At 52.6% G+C, this 23956-nt stretch carries 22 protein-coding genes and 1 pseudogene; 16 read left to right on the plus strand and 7 right to left on the minus strand.

Annotation, left to right across the window (positions count from 1 at the left end; all coding sequences use genetic code 11):
- Positions 1 to 47: 47 nt before the first annotated feature.
- Complete coding sequence (locus tag MPHASIOC01_RS08400) at positions 48 to 467, minus strand: Rrf2 family transcriptional regulator (protein ID WP_020078429.1); 420 nt, start codon at positions 465 to 467, stop codon at positions 48 to 50.
- Between the two features lie 111 nt (positions 468 to 578).
- Between MPHASIOC01_RS08400 and MPHASIOC01_RS08405 the strand changes: the two genes are divergently transcribed.
- On the plus strand, positions 579 to 953 hold the full coding sequence (locus MPHASIOC01_RS08405; RefSeq protein WP_080924908.1) for a hypothetical protein: 375 nt from the start codon (positions 579 to 581) through the stop codon (positions 951 to 953).
- 327 nt (positions 954 to 1280) lie between these two features.
- Here MPHASIOC01_RS08405 and MPHASIOC01_RS08410 read toward each other — a convergent pair whose 3' ends face one another.
- The gene (locus MPHASIOC01_RS08410; protein ID WP_022065304.1) at positions 1281 to 2225 is read right to left on the minus strand and encodes an AraC family transcriptional regulator; all 945 of its coding nucleotides are present in this window, start codon (positions 2223 to 2225) and stop codon (positions 1281 to 1283) included.
- Between the two features lie 197 nt (positions 2226 to 2422).
- On the opposite strand from MPHASIOC01_RS08410, the gene MPHASIOC01_RS08415 reads away from it, so the two are divergent.
- The 4 genes from MPHASIOC01_RS08415 (at position 2423) to MPHASIOC01_RS08430 (ending at position 5482) form a co-directional block, all read left to right on the plus strand.
- Positions 2423 to 3166, plus strand: a complete 744-nt coding sequence (locus MPHASIOC01_RS08415; protein WP_136027485.1) for an SDR family oxidoreductase — start codon at positions 2423 to 2425, stop codon at positions 3164 to 3166.
- 34 nt (positions 3167 to 3200) lie between these two features.
- A complete protein-coding gene (locus tag MPHASIOC01_RS08420) occupies positions 3201 to 3968 on the plus strand; it encodes an SDR family oxidoreductase (RefSeq protein ID WP_353614342.1) in 768 nt (255 codons plus the stop codon).
- Between the two features lie 35 nt (positions 3969 to 4003).
- On the plus strand, positions 4004 to 4861 hold the full coding sequence (locus MPHASIOC01_RS08425) for an SDR family oxidoreductase (RefSeq protein ID WP_353614343.1): 858 nt from the start codon (positions 4004 to 4006) through the stop codon (positions 4859 to 4861).
- A gap of 63 nt (positions 4862 to 4924) precedes the next feature.
- Entirely contained in the window at positions 4925 to 5482 is a 558-nt protein-coding gene (locus MPHASIOC01_RS08430; protein ID WP_353614344.1) for a flavin reductase family protein, read from the plus strand.
- 163 nt (positions 5483 to 5645) lie between these two features.
- On the opposite strand, the gene MPHASIOC01_RS08435 is transcribed toward MPHASIOC01_RS08430, so the two are convergent.
- Entirely contained in the window at positions 5646 to 6551 is a 906-nt protein-coding gene (locus MPHASIOC01_RS08435) for a LysR family transcriptional regulator (protein ID WP_124988794.1), read from the minus strand.
- A 143-nt stretch (positions 6552 to 6694) separates the two neighbouring features.
- Between MPHASIOC01_RS08435 and MPHASIOC01_RS08440 the strand changes: the two genes are divergently transcribed.
- Together MPHASIOC01_RS08440 and MPHASIOC01_RS08445 are read left to right on the plus strand one after the other, a co-directional pair.
- A complete protein-coding gene (locus MPHASIOC01_RS08440; RefSeq protein WP_353614345.1) occupies positions 6695 to 7624 on the plus strand; it encodes an aromatic alcohol reductase in 930 nt (309 codons plus the stop codon).
- A 21-nt stretch (positions 7625 to 7645) separates the two neighbouring features.
- Positions 7646 to 7852 (plus strand): DUF1471 domain-containing protein, encoded by a 207-nt coding sequence (locus tag MPHASIOC01_RS08445; RefSeq protein WP_124988795.1) that lies wholly within the window; start codon positions 7646 to 7648, stop codon positions 7850 to 7852.
- Positions 7853 to 8427: 575 nt separating this feature from the next.
- On the opposite strand, the gene MPHASIOC01_RS08450 is transcribed toward MPHASIOC01_RS08445, so the two are convergent.
- Positions 8428 to 8760, minus strand: a complete 333-nt coding sequence (locus tag MPHASIOC01_RS08450; protein ID WP_227542025.1) for a YciI family protein — start codon at positions 8758 to 8760, stop codon at positions 8428 to 8430.
- A 99-nt stretch (positions 8761 to 8859) separates the two neighbouring features.
- On the opposite strand from MPHASIOC01_RS08450, the gene MPHASIOC01_RS08455 reads away from it, so the two are divergent.
- Both MPHASIOC01_RS08455 and MPHASIOC01_RS08460 read left to right on the plus strand, forming a co-directional pair.
- The gene (locus MPHASIOC01_RS08455; RefSeq protein WP_248192326.1) at positions 8860 to 9753 is read left to right on the plus strand and encodes a LysR family transcriptional regulator; all 894 of its coding nucleotides are present in this window, start codon (positions 8860 to 8862) and stop codon (positions 9751 to 9753) included.
- A 437-nt stretch (positions 9754 to 10190) separates the two neighbouring features.
- A pseudogene (locus MPHASIOC01_RS08460) lies at positions 10191 to 10512 on the plus strand (transposase); the annotation flags it as partial.
- A gap of 299 nt (positions 10513 to 10811) precedes the next feature.
- On the opposite strand, the gene MPHASIOC01_RS08470 reads toward MPHASIOC01_RS08460, so the two are convergent.
- On the minus strand, positions 10812 to 11534 hold the full coding sequence (locus tag MPHASIOC01_RS08470; RefSeq protein WP_095033623.1) for a sulfite exporter TauE/SafE family protein: 723 nt from the start codon (positions 11532 to 11534) through the stop codon (positions 10812 to 10814).
- 10 nt (positions 11535 to 11544) lie between these two features.
- Positions 11545 to 12441, minus strand: a complete 897-nt coding sequence (locus MPHASIOC01_RS08475; RefSeq protein ID WP_353614346.1) for an oxidoreductase — start codon at positions 12439 to 12441, stop codon at positions 11545 to 11547.
- Between the two features lie 76 nt (positions 12442 to 12517).
- On the opposite strand from MPHASIOC01_RS08475, the gene MPHASIOC01_RS08480 reads away from it, so the two are divergent.
- Both MPHASIOC01_RS08480 and MPHASIOC01_RS08485 read left to right on the plus strand, forming a co-directional pair.
- Positions 12518 to 13402, plus strand: a complete 885-nt coding sequence (locus MPHASIOC01_RS08480) for a MurR/RpiR family transcriptional regulator (protein ID WP_095032956.1) — start codon at positions 12518 to 12520, stop codon at positions 13400 to 13402.
- A complete protein-coding gene (locus MPHASIOC01_RS08485; RefSeq protein WP_353614347.1) occupies positions 13402 to 14259 on the plus strand; it encodes a DMT family transporter in 858 nt (285 codons plus the stop codon). The genes MPHASIOC01_RS08480 and MPHASIOC01_RS08485 overlap by 1 nt, the downstream gene beginning before the upstream one ends.
- A 153-nt stretch (positions 14260 to 14412) precedes the next feature.
- Here MPHASIOC01_RS08485 and MPHASIOC01_RS08490 read toward each other — a convergent pair whose 3' ends face one another.
- A complete protein-coding gene (locus tag MPHASIOC01_RS08490; protein ID WP_121540919.1) occupies positions 14413 to 15003 on the minus strand; it encodes a TetR/AcrR family transcriptional regulator in 591 nt (196 codons plus the stop codon).
- Between the two features lie 247 nt (positions 15004 to 15250).
- On the opposite strand from MPHASIOC01_RS08490, the gene MPHASIOC01_RS08495 reads away from it, so the two are divergent.
- From MPHASIOC01_RS08495 to MPHASIOC01_RS08515, 5 genes are all read left to right on the plus strand, one after another.
- On the plus strand, positions 15251 to 15895 hold the full coding sequence (locus MPHASIOC01_RS08495; RefSeq protein WP_353614348.1) for an alpha/beta fold hydrolase: 645 nt from the start codon (positions 15251 to 15253) through the stop codon (positions 15893 to 15895).
- 111 nt (positions 15896 to 16006) lie between these two features.
- Positions 16007 to 18034: a class I SAM-dependent DNA methyltransferase gene (locus MPHASIOC01_RS08500; protein WP_353614349.1), complete on the plus strand. Its 2028-nt coding sequence runs from the start codon at positions 16007 to 16009 to the stop codon at positions 18032 to 18034.
- Complete coding sequence (locus MPHASIOC01_RS08505) at positions 18031 to 19353, plus strand: restriction endonuclease subunit S (RefSeq protein WP_353614350.1); 1323 nt, start codon at positions 18031 to 18033, stop codon at positions 19351 to 19353. Before MPHASIOC01_RS08500 ends, MPHASIOC01_RS08505 begins: the two co-directional genes overlap by 4 nt.
- Positions 19353 to 22610, plus strand: coding sequence for a UvrB domain 3-containing protein (locus tag MPHASIOC01_RS08510; protein WP_353614351.1), 3258 nt, complete (start codon positions 19353 to 19355; stop codon positions 22608 to 22610). Before MPHASIOC01_RS08505 ends, MPHASIOC01_RS08510 begins: the two co-directional genes overlap by 1 nt.
- Positions 22611 to 22614: 4 nt before the next feature.
- Positions 22615 to 23883: an ISL3-like element ISKpn25 family transposase gene (locus MPHASIOC01_RS08515; RefSeq protein WP_353613371.1), complete on the plus strand. Its 1269-nt coding sequence runs from the start codon at positions 22615 to 22617 to the stop codon at positions 23881 to 23883.
- Positions 23884 to 23956: the final 73 nt, after the last annotated feature.

Below are 23956 nucleotides of genomic sequence, written 5' to 3' on the forward strand. Positions count from 1 at the left end.
GGTGACCTTTCAACAGCCGGACATTATATGATGCCCGGCTGTTGAATTTATTTATGTTTAAGGACTTCCGGCACAAGCTTATCAAGGGTAAGTTCAGCAAAGCGGTTCGTAATCAGACGTCTTGCCTCTTCAAGCGTATCACTTATTTCATTGTTAACTGCATCCTCTATCTGGCATTTGTCATGTTCAGTCGCCCAGCCTATTGAAAAAAGTTCAGTGCTGCCAATAGCGTGGAAAACCTGAAGGAGAGTGATGTCTCCGAGAGGTTTCTGGAGTGTCCAGCCACCTCCATGCCCTTTTTCAGAATGAATGATACCCGCCTGTTTGAGCCCCTGGAAAAGGCGTCTGACCACAACCGGATTCGTATTGATCATCGAGGCTATATCTTCGGAGGTAACGGGATCGCGGATTTTATCCATATGTATCAGCACGTGTAATGCACGGGACAGCCGGTGGTCTTTTCTCATTTTTTATCCTGTTTTCTGCGAAGTTGCTTATGAAACTTTCGTTGTTGCATAAGTGGCGCGATTTCATGTATCTTATACTATTACATGAAATCCATACAGAGAGTATTTTTTATGTCATTCGATAATGTGTTAGAACAGTTATGGGTCTGCCTCGTCATTGCACTGATGTCCAGTTGCATTTCAATCACCGTCACGCAGCAGGAAATGTTTCGCCCGTTGCGTGAATGGATGGTCAAAAAAAATGCCATGATAGGCTACCTGTTCAGTTGTTTTTATTGTTTTAGTCACTGGGTGGTTTTTGCCGGTGTTGCAATTTACAGGCCCGTTCTTGTTCATTCCGGATTCTGGTTAATTGACCTTGCGGTTACGGCATTCTTTACCATCGGTTTAACGGCTATGTTCAGCGGGATCATTCTGAAAGTAATGAGAAACGCTATCGCCAAAGCAATTGAAGAAAAAGAAATGAAAGACAAGCTGGGTTTGTAAATCGAACGGAGCCTGAAAACCTGGTGATGAAAACAGGACGGTTAGCCCGGCAATCTGCGCATATAAATGGCACTACTGCTTTACGCTTTCGCACCAGGTTTTGCGATGTTTTTACGTTCGTCTTCCACGCAGCTCACAGAGGTACAGGTACATACTGGTTCTTGCTGCCGATGTTGATGTGCCGGCAGGTGTTGCTGACATTTTTGTTACGAACGAAAATCCCACAGGTTATTCAGATAATCTTAATATCAGCATGAACTGTTAGCGTCCTGGAGTCTCAGTCCGGTTTACAGTGAACATTTGCGCATGAATATCGACAGTTGCAGATTAGTGTGTCGATGTCGCTGCTTCGAGTTGCGCAGGTTCCATCAGTGCGAATGCTGTGCGCATTTTACGCGTCTCCTCTCCGGGGCTGCGACCAAACAGTCTTTTGAACTCCCGATTGAACTGCGACGCACTTTCGTAGCCGACCCGCGCTGCTGCCCCTGCTGCAGTAACGTTGTCCCGTATCATCATCAGTCGCGCCTGATGAAGACGCACTGACTTGATGTACTGGATGGGAGAAGTCGCCGCAACGGCTTTGAAATGCGCATGAAAAGCCGGAACGCTCAGGCCAGCTTCGTGCGCAAGTGAAGCCACATCCAGTGGCCGGGCGTAATCGAGGTGGATACGCCGTAACGTACGCGCAATACGTCCAAAGTTGCCATGACAGGCCAGCGCAGCACGAATGGCTCCGCCCTGTTCACCCAGCAGAACACGAAAAATCAGCTCCCGCACAATCCCCGGCCCCAGAACCCGCGCTTCAAGTGGTGAAAATAATACCTTCAGAAGACGAACTGTCGTATCTGCCAGCGTGTCGTCAAGTGGTGTGGAGACAATGCCAACGGGTGAACCTGATGCAGTGGCATGGTGATCGACAGCCATAACCAGGTCTGCCACCGCTGTCATATCCAGACGAATGGACACAGCAAGCAAAGGCTCTGCCGGACTGGCATCTGTCTCGCTTGAAAATGGCAGAGGTACTGACAGCACCAGGTAGTGCAATGGGTCGTAGTGGTAAACCCTGTCAGCCAGGTAACCTCTTTTGTGCCCCTGACAGACAATAACAATGCCTGGTTCGTACAACACGGGGGTACGCCCCAGCGCGCCGTCAGCACGCATCAGACGCACGCCATCCAGCAACGTACGGGTGTGACCTTCATGAGGGGCGAGCTGGCAAATCATAGCCGCCATTTCGGACTGTTGAGATATGGAGGGCAATCTTTCTGGCATACAGCAGACCTGCTAATTGAATTTAATGATTATATTTTCACTCCCTGCATGCTTAAAAATCAATAAAGAAAATAGGATTAGGCAATGATGCAAGAGTGTCAGGCCTGTCGTCGTATGTGCCCTCTCTTTATGATACCTGCCTGTTTGATATTCCAATGACATTCCCTGTCCCGCTCGGTGACAGGCAAGGAGGAGTGATGAAAACAGTGGTATCAGAAACGTCTAAGGTGGTCATTCTTACCGGTGCCAGTAGTGGTATAGGTGAGGCCACAGCCCGTCATCTTTCCCGGAAGGGGCATCATTTGTTTATCGGTGCCAGACGTATTGAAAAACTGACCGCACTGGCGACAGAGTTGCGGGCAACGGGGGGTAATGTTGATGCCATGGCAATTGACGTCACGCGACCAGAAGATTTGCAACGCATCGCAGCCAGGGCGCTGGAGAAGCACGGACGCATTGACGCGCTCATAAATAACGCTGGCGTTATGCCACTCTCACCGCTGGCAGCGTTGAAGGTCGAAGAGTGGAACCGCATGCTGGATGTCAATGTTCGGGGCGTTCTGCACGGTATAGCCGCCGTCCTGCCGATCATGCAGGAGCAGGGTTATGGTCACATTATTAACATTGCCTCCACAGGCGCGTATACGGTCTCGCCCACAGCCGCTGTCTATTGCGCCAGCAAGTTTGCCGTGCGCGCTATTTCTGACGGACTGCGACAGGAGACCGACGCGATCCGGGTGACGCTGGTCAGCCCGGGAGTGGTCGAGTCAGAACTTGCCGATCATATTACGGACGAAACCGCCCGGGCTGCCATGCGCGAATTCCGGCGCATCGCCTTGCCTCCGGAGCCCGTGGCGCAGGCAATCGCCTATGCCATCGAACAACCCGCTGACGTTGATATCAGCGAACTCATCGTCCGCCCTGTGGCCAGTCCTCATTAACCGTAAGCATGTTTTCATTTATTCAGGAGTGTTCATGTCAGAGTCAGGCTCTTTTTCCAGGGCTATGCCCTTTGCAGGCCGTGTTGCGATCGTCACCGGTGCCGCCAGCGGTATCGGCCTGGCGACCGTCGAACTGTTGCACCGCCAGGGAGCACGTATCGTCGCAGTTGGCCGGGGGGAGAATGTCAATGCGCTTGCACGTGAAGGCATTGTCCCCGTTGTCGCCGACGTGACTCAGGAAGCCAGTGCGGAACTGGCCGTGCGGACTGCAACAGAACAGTTCGGTCGCCTCGACGTCTTAATCAACAACGCTGGCATCATCATCAACCAGCCGGTGGCAGAAATGACGCTCAGGGAATGGAACCAGGTCATGGCTGTTAATGCCACGGGCGCATTCCTTTTCTCAAGGGAAGCCATGCGCCCAATGATGGCGGCAAAATCGGGTGCAATCGTTAATATTGGTTCTTACGCCTGTTATCAGTCTTTTCCCGGTATCGCCGCCTATGCAGCTTCCAAGGGGGCGCTGGCACAGTTAACCCGTACACTCGCGCTGGAAGCTATCGCTCACGGTATTCGTGTTAATGCAGTCGGCTCCGGAGATGCGGTGACAAACATCACGAATACAATCCAGCCCGACGGGCAGGCATATCTGGCAGAGCATGGTCGTAAAGCGCCTGTTGGCCGTGCAGCCCACCCCGATGAAATCGCAGAAGTCGCCGCCTTTCTGGCGTCAGACAGGGCCAGTTACATTGTCGGCGCAGTGGTTATGGCCGACGGTGGTATGAGTGTCGCCATTCAGTAATGCAATTCATTTTTCAACAACAGGAGTCTCCATCAATGCAACAACAAACCTCCCCTGCAAAAGTCTGGTTTATCACCGGCGCTGCTCGTGGTATTGGCCTTTCGCTGGCACGCCAGTTACTGGCGCGAGGCGATGCCGTAGCCGCAACCTCCCGCACCCTGACCAGTCTGCGTCAGGCATTCGGCGACGATAACGCGCGACTGCTGGCGCTGGAGGTGGACCTGGTGAACGAAGCTAGCGTTCAGAAAGCCATCGACAGCACCATTGCCGCCTTCGGGCGCATTGACTGTGTGGTCAACAACGCAGGCTACGGCCAGCAGGGCACCATTGAAGCATTAACCGACAGCGAATTGCGTCGCAATTTTGATGTTAACGTGTTTGCTCCCCTGCATGTACTGCGCCATGCCCTGCCGCATATGCGTACGCGGCGCAGCGGCCATATCTTCAACGTGGCGTCGATCGTGGGCTTTCAGGGCGGTTACGCGGGCTGGGGCAGCTATGTCGCCAGCAAATTCGCACTGGCCGGTCTGACCGAAACCCTGGCGGCCGAACTGGCCGAGCTGAACATCAGAGCCACAGTGGTCTATCCTGGACCGGTGCGCACCGGGTTCCTGTCGAAGGAGACACTGGTCGTGGCCCAGCGCACAATCGCTGACTATACCGAAGCTCAGGCCTCGCTGGAACTCCATCTGAACGGTCTGGACGGCAAACAGGCTGGCAATCCTGATAAAGTCGCTTCTCTGATACTGCAGGCGGCCAGTGCTGACGCCCCACCCGTGCATCTTTTTGCAGGTAAGATTGCCAACACTCTTGCTGAACAAAAAATGCATGCATTGAGTCAGGACCTTGATGTCTGGCGAAGTGCGTCAGATGCCACGGATTTTGAAGAGTAATAACCCATTCCCCGGGGACATGTGAACCACACTGTCCCTGATCTTCTTTCTGGAGGATATCTCATGCATGACAGCCTGCCTGCGGAAAAAGCGTACCGTATTCTTGAAGCTGGTCCCGTTATTCTGGTGTCCACGAGGGGAACAGATGGCCGGACGAATCTGATGACCGCAGGTTTTCACATGATGATGCAGCATGCCCCACCGCTGGTCGGTGTGATTATCGGCCCCTGGGATTACAGCTATCAGGCGCTGTCAGATACCGGGGAATGTGTTCTGGCTGTACCGCCAGCCGGGATGGCAAAGGCCGTTGTGGACATCGGTAATTGCTCGGGAGAAACAGAGGACAAATTTGCGCGTTTCGGCCTGACCCCCGTTGCCGCGCAATCGGTCAGAGCGCCTCTGGTAGATGAATGCCTGGCTAACCTGGAGTGCAGAGTGGTGGATGACCGACAGGTGCGGCGCTATAACCTGTGGGTGCTGGAAGTTCGGCGGATTTGGCTTGACAGCGCATGGCAGGGACTGCGCCTGCTCCACCATCAGGGCGATGGCCGTTTCAGTGTCGACGGAGAGACACTTGACCTCAGTGACAGGATGGTAAAATGGCGCGATCTGATGAACTGAATTTTGCTCCATTCTGACTACAAGCGCTTGTTGGCAATACATTACCGGCAAAAACCGGTAATGTATTGCCATGAAAAAGGACGCACGACTGGTGATCCATCCTGTATCAGCAGGTGACGGCCAACAGAAGGAAAATGTACGCTAAAAAAAGTTAACTCTCTTTTTACGGACGATTATCCGGATGACTTAACGTTGCTCTGCTCCAGTCATAAAAAGCGCGAACCGAGGGCGGTATATACTGGCTATACGGATATACCAGGGATAGAGGTAACTCAAAGGTATAATTCTCAAGACAGGAAACCAGCTCCCCGCTTTGCAGGTAAGGTGTAACCAGATAACTGGCAACACGGATTAACCCAACCCCAAGTATTCCGGCCTGAATATAAGCATCAGTATCGTCAACAACCAGTGTTTCTCTCATACGGATTGCCCGGTCCCCCTCCTCAAGCGTAAAAAACCATTCAGTGGTGCGCCCGGTGCGGTGATTCAGATAGCCAACCGCGTAATGCTTTTCCAGTTCATCCAGCTTTTGCGGTTTTCCAAAGGTGTCAATGTAAGCAGGCGCGGCCAGAACAACCCAGGTAAAGTTGGGTAGTGGGCGGGCAACCAGAGTAGTTGAATCTTCGATCCTGCCGGTGCGGATCACGCAGTCATATCCTTCCCGAATGATATCTTCGACATTATCGCTTGAGCACAGAATCACTTCCAGTCCGGGGTACTGGCGGAGAAACACCGGGAGTTCAGGGATAATGCAATGCCGGGCGAGAGACTGGGGCATCCCGACTTTGAAACGACCGCTGGGCTGCTCAGAACGGATGGAAAAAGACGACTCCATGGCAGCAATATCCGTCAGTATCCGTTTGCATTCATTATAGTAGCGCTGCCCCCCCGCCGTGACGCTGAGCTTGCGGGTGGTACGCTGTAAAAGTTGGATCCCAAGCCAGGATTCCAGTTCCCGGATAACCCTGGAAACCGTTGAACGTGGCAGGCCAAGCACTTCTGCTGCCTTTGCAAAGCCATGCGAGTCCACCACGCTGACATAGACCTGCATTGCTCCCAGTTTATCCATCCCATCCCCTCTTGTCTGTACACGTTTATTATCCCATAACAGCGAATAGTCTAACCCGATTCCGTGATCTTATCGAAGGTACATCGCTGCCTTACACTTACTCCCACACAATGAACAAGTCTGAAAGCGTATAAGGAACCAATATGGCAGAGCATAAATTACACTCAGGTGAAAAAGTACTGGTGCTGGGTGCCGGACAACTCGGGGCGGCTGTACTGCGGCATCTGCTTCCGGCAGTCACTCAGCGCGAGGGCACTGTGTGCGTTATCGTTTCGCCTCGTGCCAGGGATGAACAAGGTCAACTGCGGGCTTCCACGCATCAAAAATATGTGGATGCCGGTGCAAAATTAATCCCTCTGGATATCGCCGCCTGCACGACGGAATCCCTGAAGGATCAATTTAAAGAGTTTGATACCGTTATCAATTGCATGGGGTTTGTTGCAGGCGCAGGTACTCAGATAAAAATCACCCGCGCAGTGCTGGAAGCCGGAGTTAATCGCTACTTTCCATGGCAGTTTGGTGTTAACTACGATGTCGTTGGCAAAGGCAGCGGCCAGCCGGTCTGGGACGAACAGTATGATGTAAGAACCCTACTGCGAGAACAACACAATACCGAATGGATCATTATCTCCACCGGTATGTTTACCAGCTTTCTCTTCGAGCCTGCATTCGATGTGGTGAATTTATCCGCACGGACTATCAATGCGCTGGGGCGATGGGACACACAGGTTACAGTAACTTCTCCGGAAGATATCGGCCGACTCACCACCGACATTTATCTACATCAACCGCGTATTGCCAACGAAGTAGTGTTTGTTGCAGGAGAAACGACTTCCTATGGTGAACTGGCAGAAACGGTCGAGCGAGTGACACAACAAACCTTTGCAAAAAAGGTTCTGACCCTGCCGACCCTGCTGGAGGAATTACAGGCCAACCCGGATGACCAGATGCTTCGCTATCGTGCGGCCTTCGCCCGAGGAGACGGTATGTGGTGGCCGATGAACGACACCTGGAACGTGCAGAACAATATTCACACGCAGAATATCGCAGCCTGGCTTAAGTCATCCATTTAATTATTAATCAAGGGATTATCAATGAAAAATATCATGACGTTATTCGTCTCTATAATCCTGCCTTTTTCAGTCTGTGCTCAAACCGAGACGGCAACAGGCGATACACTGGAGCAGACGGAAGAAAAAATTCGCCAGCAGGCTGACAAGCTGGGTGACAGGGATTATAAAATCACGGAAGCCCGCATGGGAAATAAAGTACATATCACAGCAGAAATCCTGCCGGAATAAATAGAACTGGGTGATACAGCACTCTTGAATTTACCTGGTAAGACTGTCGGCGCAGTCAAGGATATTTATATCTGTATTACATACTAAAGGTTTTTTATTTTGATTCATCAATAAATTTATAAAGTATAACGGGTGGGTAACTGAGAGTTTTACCGTCCGTATCAGGTAAAACTCCCCCACCATCATGTACAGCAACGCCAGTCTCCCCCTGGCTGCGGCGGATACCTAGTCCAGAAAAATGCGAATAACTTATATACCCGGCATTTCTGAATGACCTGTTCTGAATGCCAGGGGACTACTTACAGGCAGATATCATTACGTAACTAAAAAAGTCGCATAGGATTTTATCCTGAATAAAAATCAGTACGTAAGATGCCTGTTAAAAAAATAACGATTTATGGAAACCACATGATGTTTAGTTCTGCAATCTGATAATTCATAATAATTTGTACGACTGTAAAATTTAAAAAATTACCGTCAGGCAGAGAGGCGAGTAACTGGCGGGGCTACTCACCTCATACCCGGTATATGAATACTACAGGATACTGATAGTAATTTTCTCGTGGCTCAAATTTTCAGCCAATTAAGTCCTGCAACTCACTGACCGTATTGTGGCTTGAATACCTGTCAAGCTGACCAAACAACGGGTCCCATTCATGGATTTCAAGTTTAGCGATGAGACCTTCACGAGCAAAAGGGTCCGCACTGATCATGGACTGGACTTCATCGCGCGTCTCAGCCCTGAAAATAAGAAATCCCGCCCGCAGCGGCGTGTTTTTGAGCGGACCGGACGCTAACAGTTTGCCCTGTTCTATCAGCCCCTTCAGATAAATCACATGCTCACGCACAAAGATATTCCACCCGGTGCCATCCGGATGGTCCATTCTGACTATATAAATCTGCATCATTTTCGCTGTCCTGTTCATGAGACAAAAAATAAGCATAATAAGTATTAGCAGTTTTTAAAATTCGCCAATATTGAGTTCTGAAACAACCAGGAGTAGCGAATGCTGGATAAACTTACCGGAATGCGGGCCTTCGTTGTTGTTGTTCAGACAGGCTCTTTTGTCGCGGCCGCAGACCGGCTCGGTATGTCGCCTCAGATGGTGGCCCGCCATATCGCCACACTTGAGAAGCAGCTTGAAACGCGTCTGCTTAACCGAACGACGCGCAGGCAAAGCCTGACGCCGGCAGGCTCGCTGTACTACAGGCGTTGTGAAACAATTTTACAAGCCATCAACAGCGCAGAACGGGAAGCAAGCAGTACGAGCGAGGTTCTTGCAGGTACGCTACGGCTGAATGCGCCGGTAACATTCGGCCGTTATGTCTTAGTGGATTTTTTGAGCATATTTCTTGAGCGCCATCCGCAAATGCGCATTGAACTTACTCTTTCTGATGACGTTATTAATCCTGCTTCAGAAGATTTTGACCTGGTGATACGCATCGGCGAGCTTGATAAGAAACTCCGGCTTGCGGCAAAACCGTTGCCGCCATACCGATTTATTGTATGCGCAGCTCCTCAATACCTGACAAAGTACGGTCATCCAGAACAACCTTCTGATCTGAAACATCATGAGTGTCTGGTTTTTGCGCCCTGGTCTGCGGGATTAAGCCATTACTGGCCTTTTGCCAGTAATGAAGGACCTGCTGAAGTGATGGTAAACTCTCGCCTGGCGATTAACGACTGGGGAGCAATGCTTGAGGCTGCATTAAGGGGCACAGGTGTGCTGGTTGGTTATGAAAAAGGGCTCAGGAAACTTATCAACAGGGGAAAACTCATTCCTGTTCTGGAGGACTTCACTATTCCCTCACGGGAAATGCATTTATTGTACGACCCTTCTCGGGCTAACGAAAACCGGTATAAAGTTTTTATTGACGAATTGTATGAACATCTTAGCTAATTATTCCGGCAAACCTTTTAATAACAGCAATCTCACTTAGTATCATTGCTGTCAGTCAATTTCACAGCAGATGAGCAATAGCCTATCTCATTGGGCTATTTCTTTTGCCATTAAGAACGGACATTCGCCTGAAAGCTGAGATGAAATTTCTTTTTTTATTTAAGACACCTGTCTTGTCTTGAAGTAAGACTATCTCCTCTGTTCAGTTGGTTAAATTCAATCTGCCATTACAAAACGAGCTGAACGGTGTTTGAAGTGAGGGATTTTTGAAGTGCCCCCCCTCCCTGGACATTCCCCAAATGGTTAGTACCTGCCAACTTATCCCCGGAACAGGCATCTGCCTTAGACTGGATTCGTAGTGATCAGTAAGGATATATCTTCGGAGGTAACGTGATCTCGAAATGTATCCATATGAAACAGATAAAACCATGCCCGCGAACCCGCAGACGCATATTGCGGGTTCAGGGGGGCTGAAGGCAGATGCTAAGGCAGGGTTCAACGAGCTGTATCGCGAGTGACATATAAAGGAAGCGACAGCTGGGCTTACGCACAGCGAAAATCCACGACGTGCACGTGCGCACCCCGTCGGAAAAAACGACCGAAGCACTGCATCGCATCGGTGAACTGTACGGCATCGAAGCCAGTATCCGGGGTAAAAGCGCAGCGGGCAGGCTGGATATCCGCCATGAAAAAGCAATACCGCAACCGAACGCCCTGGAAGGTTGGCTACGTAAGAAACAGAAAATGCTCTCACAGCACTTGGATTCGGTTGCTGGAAATGCGGCTCATGATCCCGCCCCTGCGGATGAAAGTCGGATCCTCTGCGTATGCAAGAGGCTACGAGAGCTATTCGCCGTTCAGTAGGGAGTACGCACGAATGTTTGGATGTCACAGAAGCAGGATGCAACCATCGGTTCCCTGGCACTGGAGGATTATGTGGTAAAAGCACACGCCTAAGCAGGCGTTCTGCACCTCCGCAGAGAATGGGTTTGGTCGACCCGCCTTGATTGCCGTCAGCATAAACGGTCCGGTAGCGCCGTCAGCACAGGCGTGCCTTTTCATTTTAGGGAGAGGATCATTCCTGCTGCCCCGGCGATAAGAACCGCATCGATGAGAAACTCGAACGTGTGCATCTGGAGCCGCTGGACGAGACGTTTCGCAATCATCGACCCGGCGAGCAATGCGATGCCGATGGCAAACCCACGTGTGATGACGGCCGGTGCAAGGACGCCCGATATACCGAATGTACCGAGCTTGCCTGCGTAGAGCAGGATAGCGCTTGCCGCCTCCGATCCAAGAAACGCGCTGCCACTCATTCCGTACCCGGTGAATACCGGCACGCTGAGCGGCCCGGTGGACAGCACGAACCCCGTCAGGAACCCGACAATCGCCCCGGCAAAACTCAGGTGCCAGAGGTTCAGATTGAGGTTCGATCGTCTGATGAGGCGGCGCAGCGGGATCATCGCAAGGAAGAAAGCTGCCAGGAACATGTCCACAGTGGCAGGAGAGATCGTCAGCAGCGTGTGCGCCCCGAGCACAGCCGCAGGAACTCCCGCCAACGAATAGGCAAACACCGGCCGCCAACGGATCTCATGCCACCAGGCAATCACCCGCCCGATGTTGCCGAACAGGGACGCAATCGCCATAACAGGTACCGCGATCCGTGGCCCGTACAGAGTGATGAGGACGGGCAGCATGATGAGCGACGAGCCGGTGCCGACGACGCCGCTGAGCACTCCAGCTCCGAAGGCGAGGAAGAAGAGAAGTAATAGCGTGATCATCTGCCTGGGGTCAACCTGGACCATCGCTCGCAGCCGCAAGAAGCGGCACCAGGATATCACTGATCGGCGTTGGAATGCTGTGAACCCGGCCGCGACGCGCAATGACGCCGTTGCGGATATCCCATTCGAGCGGTCGGCCAGCTTCTCGATCCGTGAGGATGGAGGTGCTCATGTCTGCAGGAGCCGCCCGGAACTTATCGAGGATCTCCTGCGGCACTTCGTCGCCGAGTTCAGCGCCCTCTGCACGTGCCACGGCCAGGCATTCCTGCAAATAAGCCAGCGTAAGCCTGGCGATATCAGCACGGCCGAACATGCCTGAGCGGCGGTGCGTGAGTGCCATGAGTCCAGCCACCGCATTCTGCATCAGCTTGCGCCAGGCCAGGGAACTGAAATTTGCGGCCAGGTCTACGGAGCACCACGTGCCTTGCAGCGCTGCGGCCACTACACGGGAAGCTGGTGTGTCTGGCACGCTGAGGAGCGCCTCACCACGCAAGCGTACCGAGCCATCGGACTGCGCTTGCGCAGGGAACCATACGACAGCGGGAACGATCTGTCCGGGCAGAGGGTACGTAGCGAGCCTGTCCAACTGTTCGACTCCGTTCTGGAGCACGCAGACAACCGTCTCCGGGCCAATCAACGACTTGAGCCATTCTGCTGCCGCGTCGATTTGTGTGGACTTGACTGCCAGAAAGACAAGATCAGCCTTGCGAGTGATTTGCGCCGGATTCGTCTGTACCGGACCGGGTACGGTGATAAAGCGGTCGCCATCTTGCAGCGTCAGGTGATCGCGGGGAGTACGTCCACACAGCAATGGTGTGCGGCCGACTTCTTGTAACGCCGCCGCGACTGTGGTGCCGATGGCACCTGGCCCCACAACAGCGACAACCGTATTGATTTCAGTGTTCATGAATGCGGACTCCTTGCAACAGAATCTACTTACGTGGTGGTTGTGCCCTTCACAAAGGGTATGTAATATATTACATATGAAAAAAGAAATTGGTAATAGAATTTCAGAAGGTGAGCAGCGGTTACAGCAATGGCTTGGCAGCATTCACGCCCGAAGCGGCGACCTCGCTGCAAGTGAGGCTAAAGTTGTCGATCTCCTGCTTGTCGATCCTTTGTTTGTCGGTACCAGCACGACAGCACAGGTTGCCACCCGTGCTGGTGTATCACCGCCGACAGTAATACGCGCTGCACGAGCGATCGGGTTCACCGGGTTCACTGAACTTAAGATAGAGATTGCCCGGGCTCGTGGTACTGCCCGATTCTTTGCACCGCCTGACGTTCTCACAGCGGATGCGACGTTGGCATCGGTGCTGGAAACATCAGTTCGTACTGGTGTAGACGCGCTGACTGCGATCAGCGGTGCTATCGAAATCTCCGCCCTTGATGAGGCGGTCGATTTAATCCAGAGCGCACGCCAAGTATTTGCATTTGGTGCTGGCCCCTCGGCTACGGTTGCCGCTGATGCTGTTTTTCGTCTGCGAACGGCTGGTGTGATAACCATCAGTATCCAGGATTATTTATCAGCGATGATTGCTGCTCGCCTCCTCGGTCCAGGCGACGTGATGATCGTCGTCAGTTCAACAGGTCGCACATCATCCACACTCGCCATCGCTGATGCCGCATCCTCGGCCGGAGCATCGCTTATCGCAATAACTAACCAGTACGATACCCCACTGGCGACACTCGCCAACGTGTCGCTCATTGTTGGCGGAATGCCACTCCCGGCACAGATGGCTGCTGCCGGGAGTCGACTGGCCCAGCTCATCGTTATTGATACGCTGGTCGCTGCTCTCACTCTGCGGGATAAAGAACAAAGTCGCCGCGCTGAACGGGCGGGGATTGATTTGCCGGATATGTCCTGATGCAGCTCAGCACGATTGCGATGATTCTTACTGCTGCGGTAGCTCATGCAGTATGGAATATTGCCTCAAAATACAAGAGGGAAGACACACTTGTGTTCGTCTGGGCGTACAGCTGTGCCTCAGCATTGCTGTGGCTCCCGTTCAGCCTCATTCTGATAGTTGAGGGACAACAGGAGCGCGACTGGCGACTCGCAGTCGGCGCAGTTATCTCGTCTGTACTTCATATCGCTTATTCTCTCATCTTGCAGGCGGGCTACGAGCGCGCCGAACTGGGTGTTGTTTATCCGATTGCCCGGGGAAGTGGGCCGGTTCTGACGATACTTTTTGCAACCCTTCTCATGGGAGAACGGCTTTCACCAGGAGCTTTAATCGGCGCTTTTATCGTTATCGCTGGGATTTTCGTTGTCACCGGCAATCCGCTCAGGAGCGGAAACCGACCACTACAGGGAATGCTTTGGGGGGCAGCAACAGGCACCGCCATCGCTGGCTATACCCTCTGGGACGGTTATTCGGTAATCTCTCTGCACCTGGATCCAGTGAGTTACTACGCCAGCACACTCCTGCTACAGAGTTTGATTCTGACCCCTGGTGCGATGCGACGACGCTATCGAATTCCAACGGCTGTACGTGTGGATATCGTTCCAATCTTTATTATTGCTGTATGTTCTCCACTTGCCTACATCCTTGTGCTGACAGCTATGCAGAGCATGCCACTTGCACTCGTCGCTCCTCTCAGAGAATCTTCCATCATTGTCGGCTCTCTTCTCTCGTACTGGCTGTTTCGTGAAAATCATCTGGTGCGCCGCATTGCCGGTGCAGTGGTGGTGCTGGCCGGAATCGCAGTGATTAGCCTTTGAACGCTTTGTTGGATGCCGATACTACGAGTGGATTGTTATGGTCGTTAAAGGCAACAGCGCAGGAGAATGTCACCTCGCAGGAAAATGCCTGTGTTAAGGAATCGATACACAGCGAATACAACACCAAAAATTCCCCAACCCAAAAGTTGAGATCTAGGGTTTGAATCCAACAGCCACAAACGCATGTCGTGTGATGGCTTCCAGCGTGTTTCTTTCAGGATGGGTCTTTGCCAGAACATTAAGCCCTTGTGTCGTGCAAACCAGGAATGCGGCAGCTTCGGAAGCATTGACATCCCTCACAAGTTCCCCTGCTCGTTTTGCCCGCTCGATCGCACCGGATAACGCTGTCTCCAACCTGGCGAGGTGGAGTTGAAAGGCTTCACTGATTTGTGGGTCACTCATGGCAAATTCCACAATGGAATTCGTCACAAGGCATCCCCATCGCCGCTTGCCATCAAGCATCGAATCAACGAGCGCTGCGTAGTAATTTGTGATCCCTGCCCGGCCAGAGGGCGTGCTGTTCAGACGCTCGATTGTCTCTCGTGATGCAGCAGCCATATAGCGCTTGAGCGCTTCGATGAACAGCCCGTGTTTGTCGCCAAACGCTGCGTAGAGACTGCCGGGGTTGAGTCCAGTCACACGACAGATTTCTTGCATGCCCGCACCCTCATAGCCCCATTCCCAGAAAGTGTCCATCGCATGCTCAAGTACGTTTTCGAGATCAAAACTTCGTATACGTCCCATAAAAATGATGACTCATCAATCAAAAATTTTTCCGTTAGCTCAATCATACATTGCCATGATAGCAACTTGAAGCTATAGTTTTCTTGAATTTGAATTCAAGAAAAAATCCAGTGCCCCAGAGTGAAGCCCATAAGGGCTGGAGCTACTTCGTGGACTGGTTGACTCTCTTGCAATTCTGCTATCTGCAAAATTTTTGAGGCTCTTGCCGATATTTTTCCAGAACTCTCAACCTTAAGAAGGTGATGCTATGAATAAGATTATCGAAGATGGCTTTCTAAACATCGCAGGTAGTCGTGTTGCATATTCCCGTTACGGCCATGGAAGTCCTGTTGTTCTGATTCATGGCATCCCTACAAGTCGTCATCTCTGGAGAAATGTCATCCCCTTTCTTGTTGAATCGGGGCATGAGGTTTTTGCTATTGACCTACTCGGTTATGGCGATTCCGGGAAACCTACAGATGCCGACCTTGGAATCAGAGCTCAGTCAGAAATCGTTTTTGCGATGCTTTCAGCTTTGGGATGGGAGTGCGGGACGATCGTTGGTCACGATATTGGCGGGGGCATTGCTCAACTTTTGGCTATCAACCATCCAGGCATGGTGGATCACCTCGTCCTGATTGATTCAATCCTCTATGACTCCTTTCCCGAGCCAGGGATCTCCAGACTCAAAGATCCAATCTGGGATGAGATTCTCGGTGCGCCGGATTTCGATCTCAAGACAGGATTCGCTAAAGCTTTTCACCGTGGAATGTTCCACACGGAGCGGATTACCCCCGAGTTTATCGACGCCTATGAACGACCTTTCCATGGAATCGAGGGAAGGCACTCTTATCTTCGTGCTGCCCGGGCTCTGCGAACGGAAGAACTTTCGGCTATTTGCATTCTGAGGTAGGATCGCAGATTTAACCTGAAAATGGAATTCAGCCTCTTTTGTGCAAAACATGGTTGACGATCATGTTTAGGTTATAGTACCGTTTCGTGCAAAAAGTGGTTGGAGACCAGAATGAACGACTTTACGGGATCGGCAGCTTCACAGGCTGATTTTATTTGGAAGAACGCGGAAGATCTGTGGGGGGACTTCAAGCATACGGACTTTGGCAAGATCATCTTGCCGTTTACCCTGCTACGCCGTCTGGAGTGTGCGCTGGAGCCGACCCGCGAGGCGGTGAGAGAGGCATACGCCACTTTCAAGAATGCCGATGTTGAGCTGGACACCATTCTGCGCTCAACCGCTGAATACCCCTTCTTCAACACCTCAGAATACTCCCTTGGCACCCTGGGTAGCACCAAGACGCGCCGCAATCTGGAAGACTACATCGCCCTGTTTTCAGATAACGCCCGCGCTATCTTCGAGGAGTTCGATTTCGGCAATACCGTGATCCGGCTGGAGAAGGCTGGCTTGCTGTACAAGATTTGCCAGAACTTTGCCAAGATCGACCTGCACCCTGAGGTGGTGCCGGATCGGGTGATGAGCAACATCTACGAACATCTGATTCGCCGCTTTGGTGCTGAGGTCAATGAAGGAGCCGAGGACTTCATGACGCCGCGTGACATCGTTCACCTGGCGACCGCGCTTTTGCTTGACCCGGATGACGCCCTGTTTGAGGCCAGCCCCGGTTTGATTCGTACCCTGTATGACCCGACCTGCGGCACGGGTGGGTTCCTCACTGATGCCATGAACCATGTGGGTGATTACGGTGGCCGCGACAAGGTGCCGCCGGTTCTGGTGCCGCACGGGCAGGAGCTGGAACCGGAAACCCATGCGGTTTGTGTGGCCGGTATGCTGATCCGCCGTCTGGAGTCCGACCCTGGCCGTGATCTGTCGAAGAACATTCGTCAGGGCAGTACGCTGTCCAATGACCAGTTTGCCGGTGAGCGTTTCCACTACTGTCTGTCCAACCCCCCGTTTGGGAAGAAATGGGAGAAGGACAAAAACGCCGTCGAAGCGGAACACAAAAAAGGCGAGCTGGGCCGATTTGGGCCGGGCCTTCCGAAAATCAGCGATGGCTCTATGCTGTTTTTGATGCACCTGGCCAGCAAGCTGGAGCTGCCGAGCAATGGCGGTGGCCGCGCCGCTATCGTGCTGTCCGGCTCGCCACTATTCAACGGTGGTGCCGCGTCTGGCGAATCGGAAATCCGCCGCTGGTTGCTGGAAAACGACCTGATTGAAGCGATTGTGGCCCTGCCTACGGACCTGTTCTTCCGCACGAATATCGCCACCTACCTGTGGATTCTGTCCAACAAGAAGCCGCAGGAGCGCAAAGGCAAGGTGCAGTTGATCAACGCCACCGACCTTTGGACTTCGATCCGCAACGAGGGCAACAAGCGCCGTATTGTCAGCGATGAGCAACGCCGTCAGATTTTGGACATCTACGCCGCTGGGGAAACCGATGCGCTTTCCCGGATGCTCGACTACCGCACCTTTGGCTACCGCCGTATCAAGGTACTGCGCCCGCTGCGCATGACCCTGGAACTGGATAAGGCGGGCATGGAGCGCCTGGAAGCCGACCCCGCTTGGGAAAAGCTCCCTGACGCGCATCAGGCATTCTGGCGCGACGCCCTCAAGCCGCTGATCGGGCAAACGCAGACCTATGGCTGGGCAGAAACCTTTGCCAAGGACGCGATCAAGTCCGACGAAGCCAAGCAGCTCAAGGTCAAGGCCAACAAGACATTTATCGCCGCGCTGATCAGCGCCTTTGGTCACAAAGACCCGGAAGCCGAGCCGGTCACGGATGCCAACGGCAACCTGGTGCCGGATACTGATTTAACTGATTACGAGAACGTCCCTTATCTGGAGGACATCGACGACTACTTTGCCCGCGAAGTGCTTCCTCATGTGCCGGATGCCTGGATGGATGAGAGCTTTACCGATGCCAGGGATGGTCAATTGGGCCGCGTTGGCTATGAGATCAACTTCAACCGCTTCTTCTACCAGTACCAGCCGCCGCGCAAGCTGCAAGATATTGATGAAGACCTGAAGCAAGTAGAAGCCGAGATTGCCGCGCTACTGGCGGAGGTGGCCAGCGAATGAGCCAGTACAGAGCATATCCCGCATATAAGGATTCCGGCATTGAGTGGATTGGGCAGGTGCCTGAGCATTGGCAGGTAAAAAGGCTGAAGCATTTAATATCCCAATGCCAGAATGGCGTTTGGGGTGATGACCCACTGGAAGATGGCTCGGATACATTATGTATTCGGGTTGCAGATTTCGATAGGGATAACAACGTTGTCATTTATAACCCCTCAACGTATCGGCAGATTACCAAGGAACACCAAGATAGCCGGTTAGTTTCCAAAGGAGACATTCTCCTTGAGAAGTCAGGAGGCGGTGCACAAACATTAGTTGGTGCAAATGTGTGCTATCTGGGAGAAGAGCCTGCCGTTTGCTCCAACTTTGTAGCAGTTATAAAGCCGTCAAAAATGGCCGAGTCCGCATGGCTAAATTATCTAATGGCATCTATGTATGCGCTCAAGATAAATCTACGTTCCATTAAGCAATCTACAGGGATTCAAAATCTGGATTCTGAGCAATATCTTGATGAGGGCGTCGCTGCTCCTTCTCTTGACGAGCAGGCCACCATCGCAGCCGCCCTCGACCGCGAAACCGCCCGTATTGATGCGCTGATCCAGAAGAAAACCCGCTTTATCGAGCTGCTGAAGGAAAAGCGTCAGGCGCTGATTACCCATGCGGTCACCAAGGGCCTAGACCCCAACGTGAATATGAAGGATTCCGGCATTGAGTGGATTGGTAAGGTGCCGGAGCATTGGGATGTTAAGCCGTTCTTCGCTTTGGTGACAGAACTGAACCGAAAAAATGTGGGCCTAGTTGAAACCAATATACTGTCCCTCAGCTACGGAAATATCATCCAGAAGCCTGAAACTAGAAATATGGGGTTAACGCCTGAGTCTTATGAAACCTATCAAATCGTAGAGTCTGGCGAAATTGTATTTAGATTCACCGATCTGCAAAACGACAAACGTAGCTTGCGTTCAGCCCAGGTTACGCAAAGAGGAATCATTACCTCTGCGTATATGGCCGTGAAACCGCGCAGTATTGATTCTACATATTTTGCATGGTTGATGCGTTCATATGACCTTTGTAAAGTCTTTTATGCAATGGGTGGAGGATTAAGGCAGTCATTGAAGTTTGAAGATGTCAGAAGGCTTCCTGTACTTATCCCTCCTGTCGATGAACAGAGTGAAATTACCAATATAATTAATGCAGGAACTGCTCGCATTGATGCTCTAGTCGAGAAAACAGAACAAAGTATCACCCTGCTCAAAGAACGCCGCGCCGCCTTTATCACCGCCGCTGTTACCGGCCAGATTGATTTGCGAGGAGAACAATAATGCAGGCATCTGCCCATCAGGAAAAACACTTCCAGCAATACATCATCGACCGATTGGTAGAACAGGGCTGGAAGCTGGGTGACTCCAAGTTCTACGACACTGAGCGAGCGGTGTACCCCAAAGACCTGGAAAACTGGATCAAAACTAGCGGCCAGCAGGAAAAGTGGGACAAGCTGGAACGGCTCAACGGGGCCAAGACCCTTGAGGTGCTGATGGCGCGGCTGGACAAGGCGCTGGAAAAGCAAGGCACCATGCAGGTGCTGCGCCAGGGCTTTTCCATAGCCGGTTGCGGCCTGATCGAGATGACCGAGGCCGCGCCGGAAGACAGGCGTAATGAAGCGGTGATCAAGCGCTATCAGGCGAACATCCTGCGCGTGGTGCCGGAGCTGAAGTATCACCCCGCTCGTGAGTTCGCCATTGACCTGGTGCTGTTTATCAACGGCCTTCCCGTGGCGACCGTGGAGCTTAAAACCGACTTCACCCAGTCGGCTGAAGCGGCGATGGATCAATACCGAAATGACCGTTTGCCCTACGACCCCAAGACCAAGCGCAGAGAACCGCTACTGACATTCAAGCGCGGGGCGGTGGTGCACTTTGCCATGTCTGACTCCGAAATTATGATGGCAACCAAGCTGGACGGGGAAAATACCTTCTTCCTACCGTTCAACAAGGGTCGCAAGGACGAAAGCGGCGCGGTACATGCGGGTAACCCGCCCGGTGAGATCAAGGCCGATGGCACCCAGGAATACCCGGTAGCCTACTTCTGGGAGGCGGTCTGCCAGCCTGATGCCTGGCTACGGATTTTCCATAGCTTTGTCTATGTCGAGAAAAAGGACGTGGTGGATATTCAGGGCAACTGGTCGAAGAAAGAAACCCTGATTTTCCCGCGATTCCACCAGTGGACGGCAGTGAACCAGATGCTGGCCGACGCTCGCCAGAACGGTGCGGGCATGACCTACCTATGCGACCACAGCGCCGGTTCCGGCAAAACCAGCACCATTTCCTGGACGGCCCATGATCTAGTGAAGCTGCGCGAAGACAACGGCGACGCGGTATTCAACAGCGTGATTATTGTCACCGACCGCAATGTGCTGGACGGCCAGCTCCAGGATGCGGTGAAGCAGATTGACCACCAGTTTGGCGTGATCGCCGCCATCGACCGGCAGAAATCGTCCAAGTCCAAGAGCAAGCAGCTTTCGGAAGCTCTGTTGTCTGGAACACCGATTGTGGTGGTCACGATTCAGACCTTCCCCTATGCGATGGAAGCCATCATCACCGACAAAGCCCTGAAAGGGAAAAACTTTGCGGTGATCATTGATGAGGCGCATAACTCGCAGACCGGCGCTACCGCCGCCAAGCTGCAAGCCGCACTGGGGATGAGTGGGCAAGGCAAGATGTCCACCATGACGGTGGATGAATTGCTGGAACAACTGCAAAAATCTCGGGCTCGCCCGGACAATATCAGCTATTTCGCCTTTACCGGTACGCCGAAGCACTCCACTTTGATGCTGTTCGGTCGCCCAACAGACCCGAGCCAGCCAGCCTCTAACGATAACCCTCCACAAGCCTTCCACCTGTACACCATGCGCCAGGCCATTGAGGAGAAATTCATTCTCGATGTGCTGAAAGGCTATGTGCCCTACAAAACGGCCTTCAACCTTTCCAAGCAGCTTGAAGACAGCAAGCGGGTAAGCGGCAAGGCCGCCAAACGCGCCCTGGCACAGTGGATGTCATTGCATCCCACCAATGTGACCCAGAAGGTACAGTTTATCGTTGAGCACTTCACCAAAAACGTCGCCCACCGGCTGGATGGCAAGGCCAAGGCGATGGTCGTGACCAGCTCCCGCGCCGCTGCCATTCGCTACAAGAAGGCGTTTGACCGCTATATCGAGCAGCACAGCGAGTACGGCTTTATTCATTCACTGGTGGCCTTCTCCGGCAAGATGACCGGTAAGCAGGTGATGCACCAGGATGACAGCGAGTTCAAGGATGATGTGTTTATCGTCGATGAGAACGAAGAGTTCACCGAGCAGAGCATGAACCCGGATGTCCAAGGGCAGGATTTGCGCTTTGCCTTTGACCGACCTGAATACCGGGTGATGTTGGTGGCCGACAAGTTCCAGACCGGCTTTGACCAGCCCAAACTGGTAGCCATGTATGTAGACAAGAAAATCGCCAACCATGTGGAGATTGTGCAGACCTTCGCCCGCCTCAACCGGACGGCCCCCGGTAAGGATGAGGTCTTTATCATCGACTTTGTGAACGACCCAGAGAACGTGCGTCAGGCCTTTACCACCTATGACAAGGGTGCTCACATCGACGAAGTGCAAGACCTTAATGTGGTCTACGAGATCAAGGAGCGCTTGGACGAGCACGGCCTGTACGACGATAAGGACTTGGCCGCGTTCAAGGAAGCTCGCTTCAAGACCATTCGGGACATCACCCATACCAAATCGCCGCAGCACAAGGCGCTGTATGCCGCCACTGCTGGAGCGACGGCCTTGTATAACGACAAGATGAAAATGCTGCGTGATGGCATGGCGACCTGGGAAGCGGCTTTTGAGAAGGCCCGTGCCAAGGGTGATGAGGCAGGTATGAAGTCTGCCGATCACCATCAGGATGAGTACGCCGAGCAAATCAAGGCGCTGATTGGCTTCAAGTCGGATTTGGGGCGTTTTTGTCGTACCTACTCTTATATCGCCCAACTGATTGATTTTGGCGACCCGGAGCTGGAGAACTTCGCCGCGTTCGCCAAGCTGCTGCAAAAGCGTCTATTGCACGAAGCTCCGGAAACGGTGGACTTGACCGGCCTGGTGCTCACCGGCTTTGACATCAATGCTCGTTCAGATAACGCGGAAGACGAAGGCGAAACCCCGGTACTTCAACCGATAGGTGCAGGCGGTGGTGGCGTGGCTGGCGACAAGCCGAAATTCGTCAAAGAGATTATCGAGAGGCTCAACAGTCTGTTTGGTGAGGCGACGCCGATCCAGGATCAGGTGGCTTTCGTTAATCAGATTTCAGCGATTACCGGTGAAAGCGATGTCGTCATGGCTCAGGTGGAAAGCAACACCCGTGAGCAGGCTATGAAAGGCAACCTCCCCGGTGCGGTTCAGCAAGCGGTGGTTCGTGCTTTGTCCAGTCATCAGAAGCTGGCAACCCAGGTGCTCAAGTCTGACCGTCAGGGCATGACCGCATTGGTTGATATGGTGTATGACCTGCTGCGCGAAGGCAAAGACATCGACCTGGATATGGATTAAGCCGATGCTTGACCTGCTGAATCTGCCAGGCATCAAGCCTGTCGATATGCGCCACGAAGGCAAGTGCCTTGTGATAGTTGCTGAGCCGGTAACGGTCGATGTGCCATTATGTGGGGACTGCAACACCCCTATGCACAGACACGGTACGCGCAAAAACAAGTTCATGGACACGCCGTTGTACATGGAGCCCGTCCGCCTTGAAGTTCAGCGCCCGCGCTTTCGCTGTGAGTCGTGCGGAAAAATGTCCATGCCGGAGTTGAGTTTTCTGGATGACAAACGCCGAGCTACCAAACGGCTGGTCGATGTTATTCGGCAACAGTGCTTGGGAACCACCTTCCATGCTTTAGCCGAGCAAACCGGTGTGGCGGTGAACACCGTCAAGAACATCGCTCACGATCTCATTGAGGAACTCTCCCAAACCGTTCGTTATGAAACCCCGGTCATCATGGGTATCGACGAAGTGAACCTTGCCGGCGGGTATCGCTGTGTAATCACCAATCTGGCAACCAACAACGTCTTTGATATGTTGGAGCATCGTACTCAAGAGCACCTGAAGCCCTTCTTCAAGGATTTGCCGGATGCTGACAAGGTTGAATGGGTCTGTACGGATATGTGGCGACCCTTCAAACGTTCCTTTGCTCAGCATCTGCCCAACGCCAAACTGGTGATCGACAAGTTCCATGTCGTCAAGATGGCCTCTGAAGCCCTGGAAGCGGAGCGCAAGAACTATCAGGCACAGTTAAGCAAAGAAGATCGGATTTATGTCAAAAAGTCCATTCGCTGGCTAACCCTGAAGCGGCCCGGCAACCTGACGCCCGCGGAGCAAAAGGCGCTGGAAGTCGTGAAGCAGGCGATCCCTGAGCTTGCCGTAGCCTATGATTTCAAGGAAGCCTTCTTCTGCATCTACGACGAACCCGACAAGCAGAGCGCTCAGAACGCCTTTGAGGCTTGGGAGAACAGCCTGCCGCCTTATGGCATGGAGCCTTTCAAAAAACTGGTGAAAACGGTACACAACCATTACGACGACATCTTTGCCTACTGGGATGCGCCGTTCTCAATCACCAATGGCTATACCGAAGGGCTCAACGGCTTGATCAAGATGTCCAACCGGTTAGGTCGGGGTTATAGCTACCCCATCATTCGGGCAAAAACGCTGTACTCCAAAGAAGCCCGCAAGGTCGGCAGTGGTATTCGAGCAGGACGAGGCAAGGTCGAGTATGGACCGCACATTCCGACATTGTTGAAGCAGGCAGAAGGTGGAGAGTTGGATTAACGCGAGATAGGGCGCGACTGAGAATCCAACCAATGTTAGATTTTCTCAGAGTGGTGAAAAACAGAAAAATCCA

Origin of the sequence: Mangrovibacter phragmitis (assembly GCF_040429585.1) — a bacterium.
GTDB classification, from domain to species: Bacteria; Pseudomonadota; Gammaproteobacteria; order Enterobacterales; family Enterobacteriaceae; genus Mangrovibacter; species Mangrovibacter phragmitis.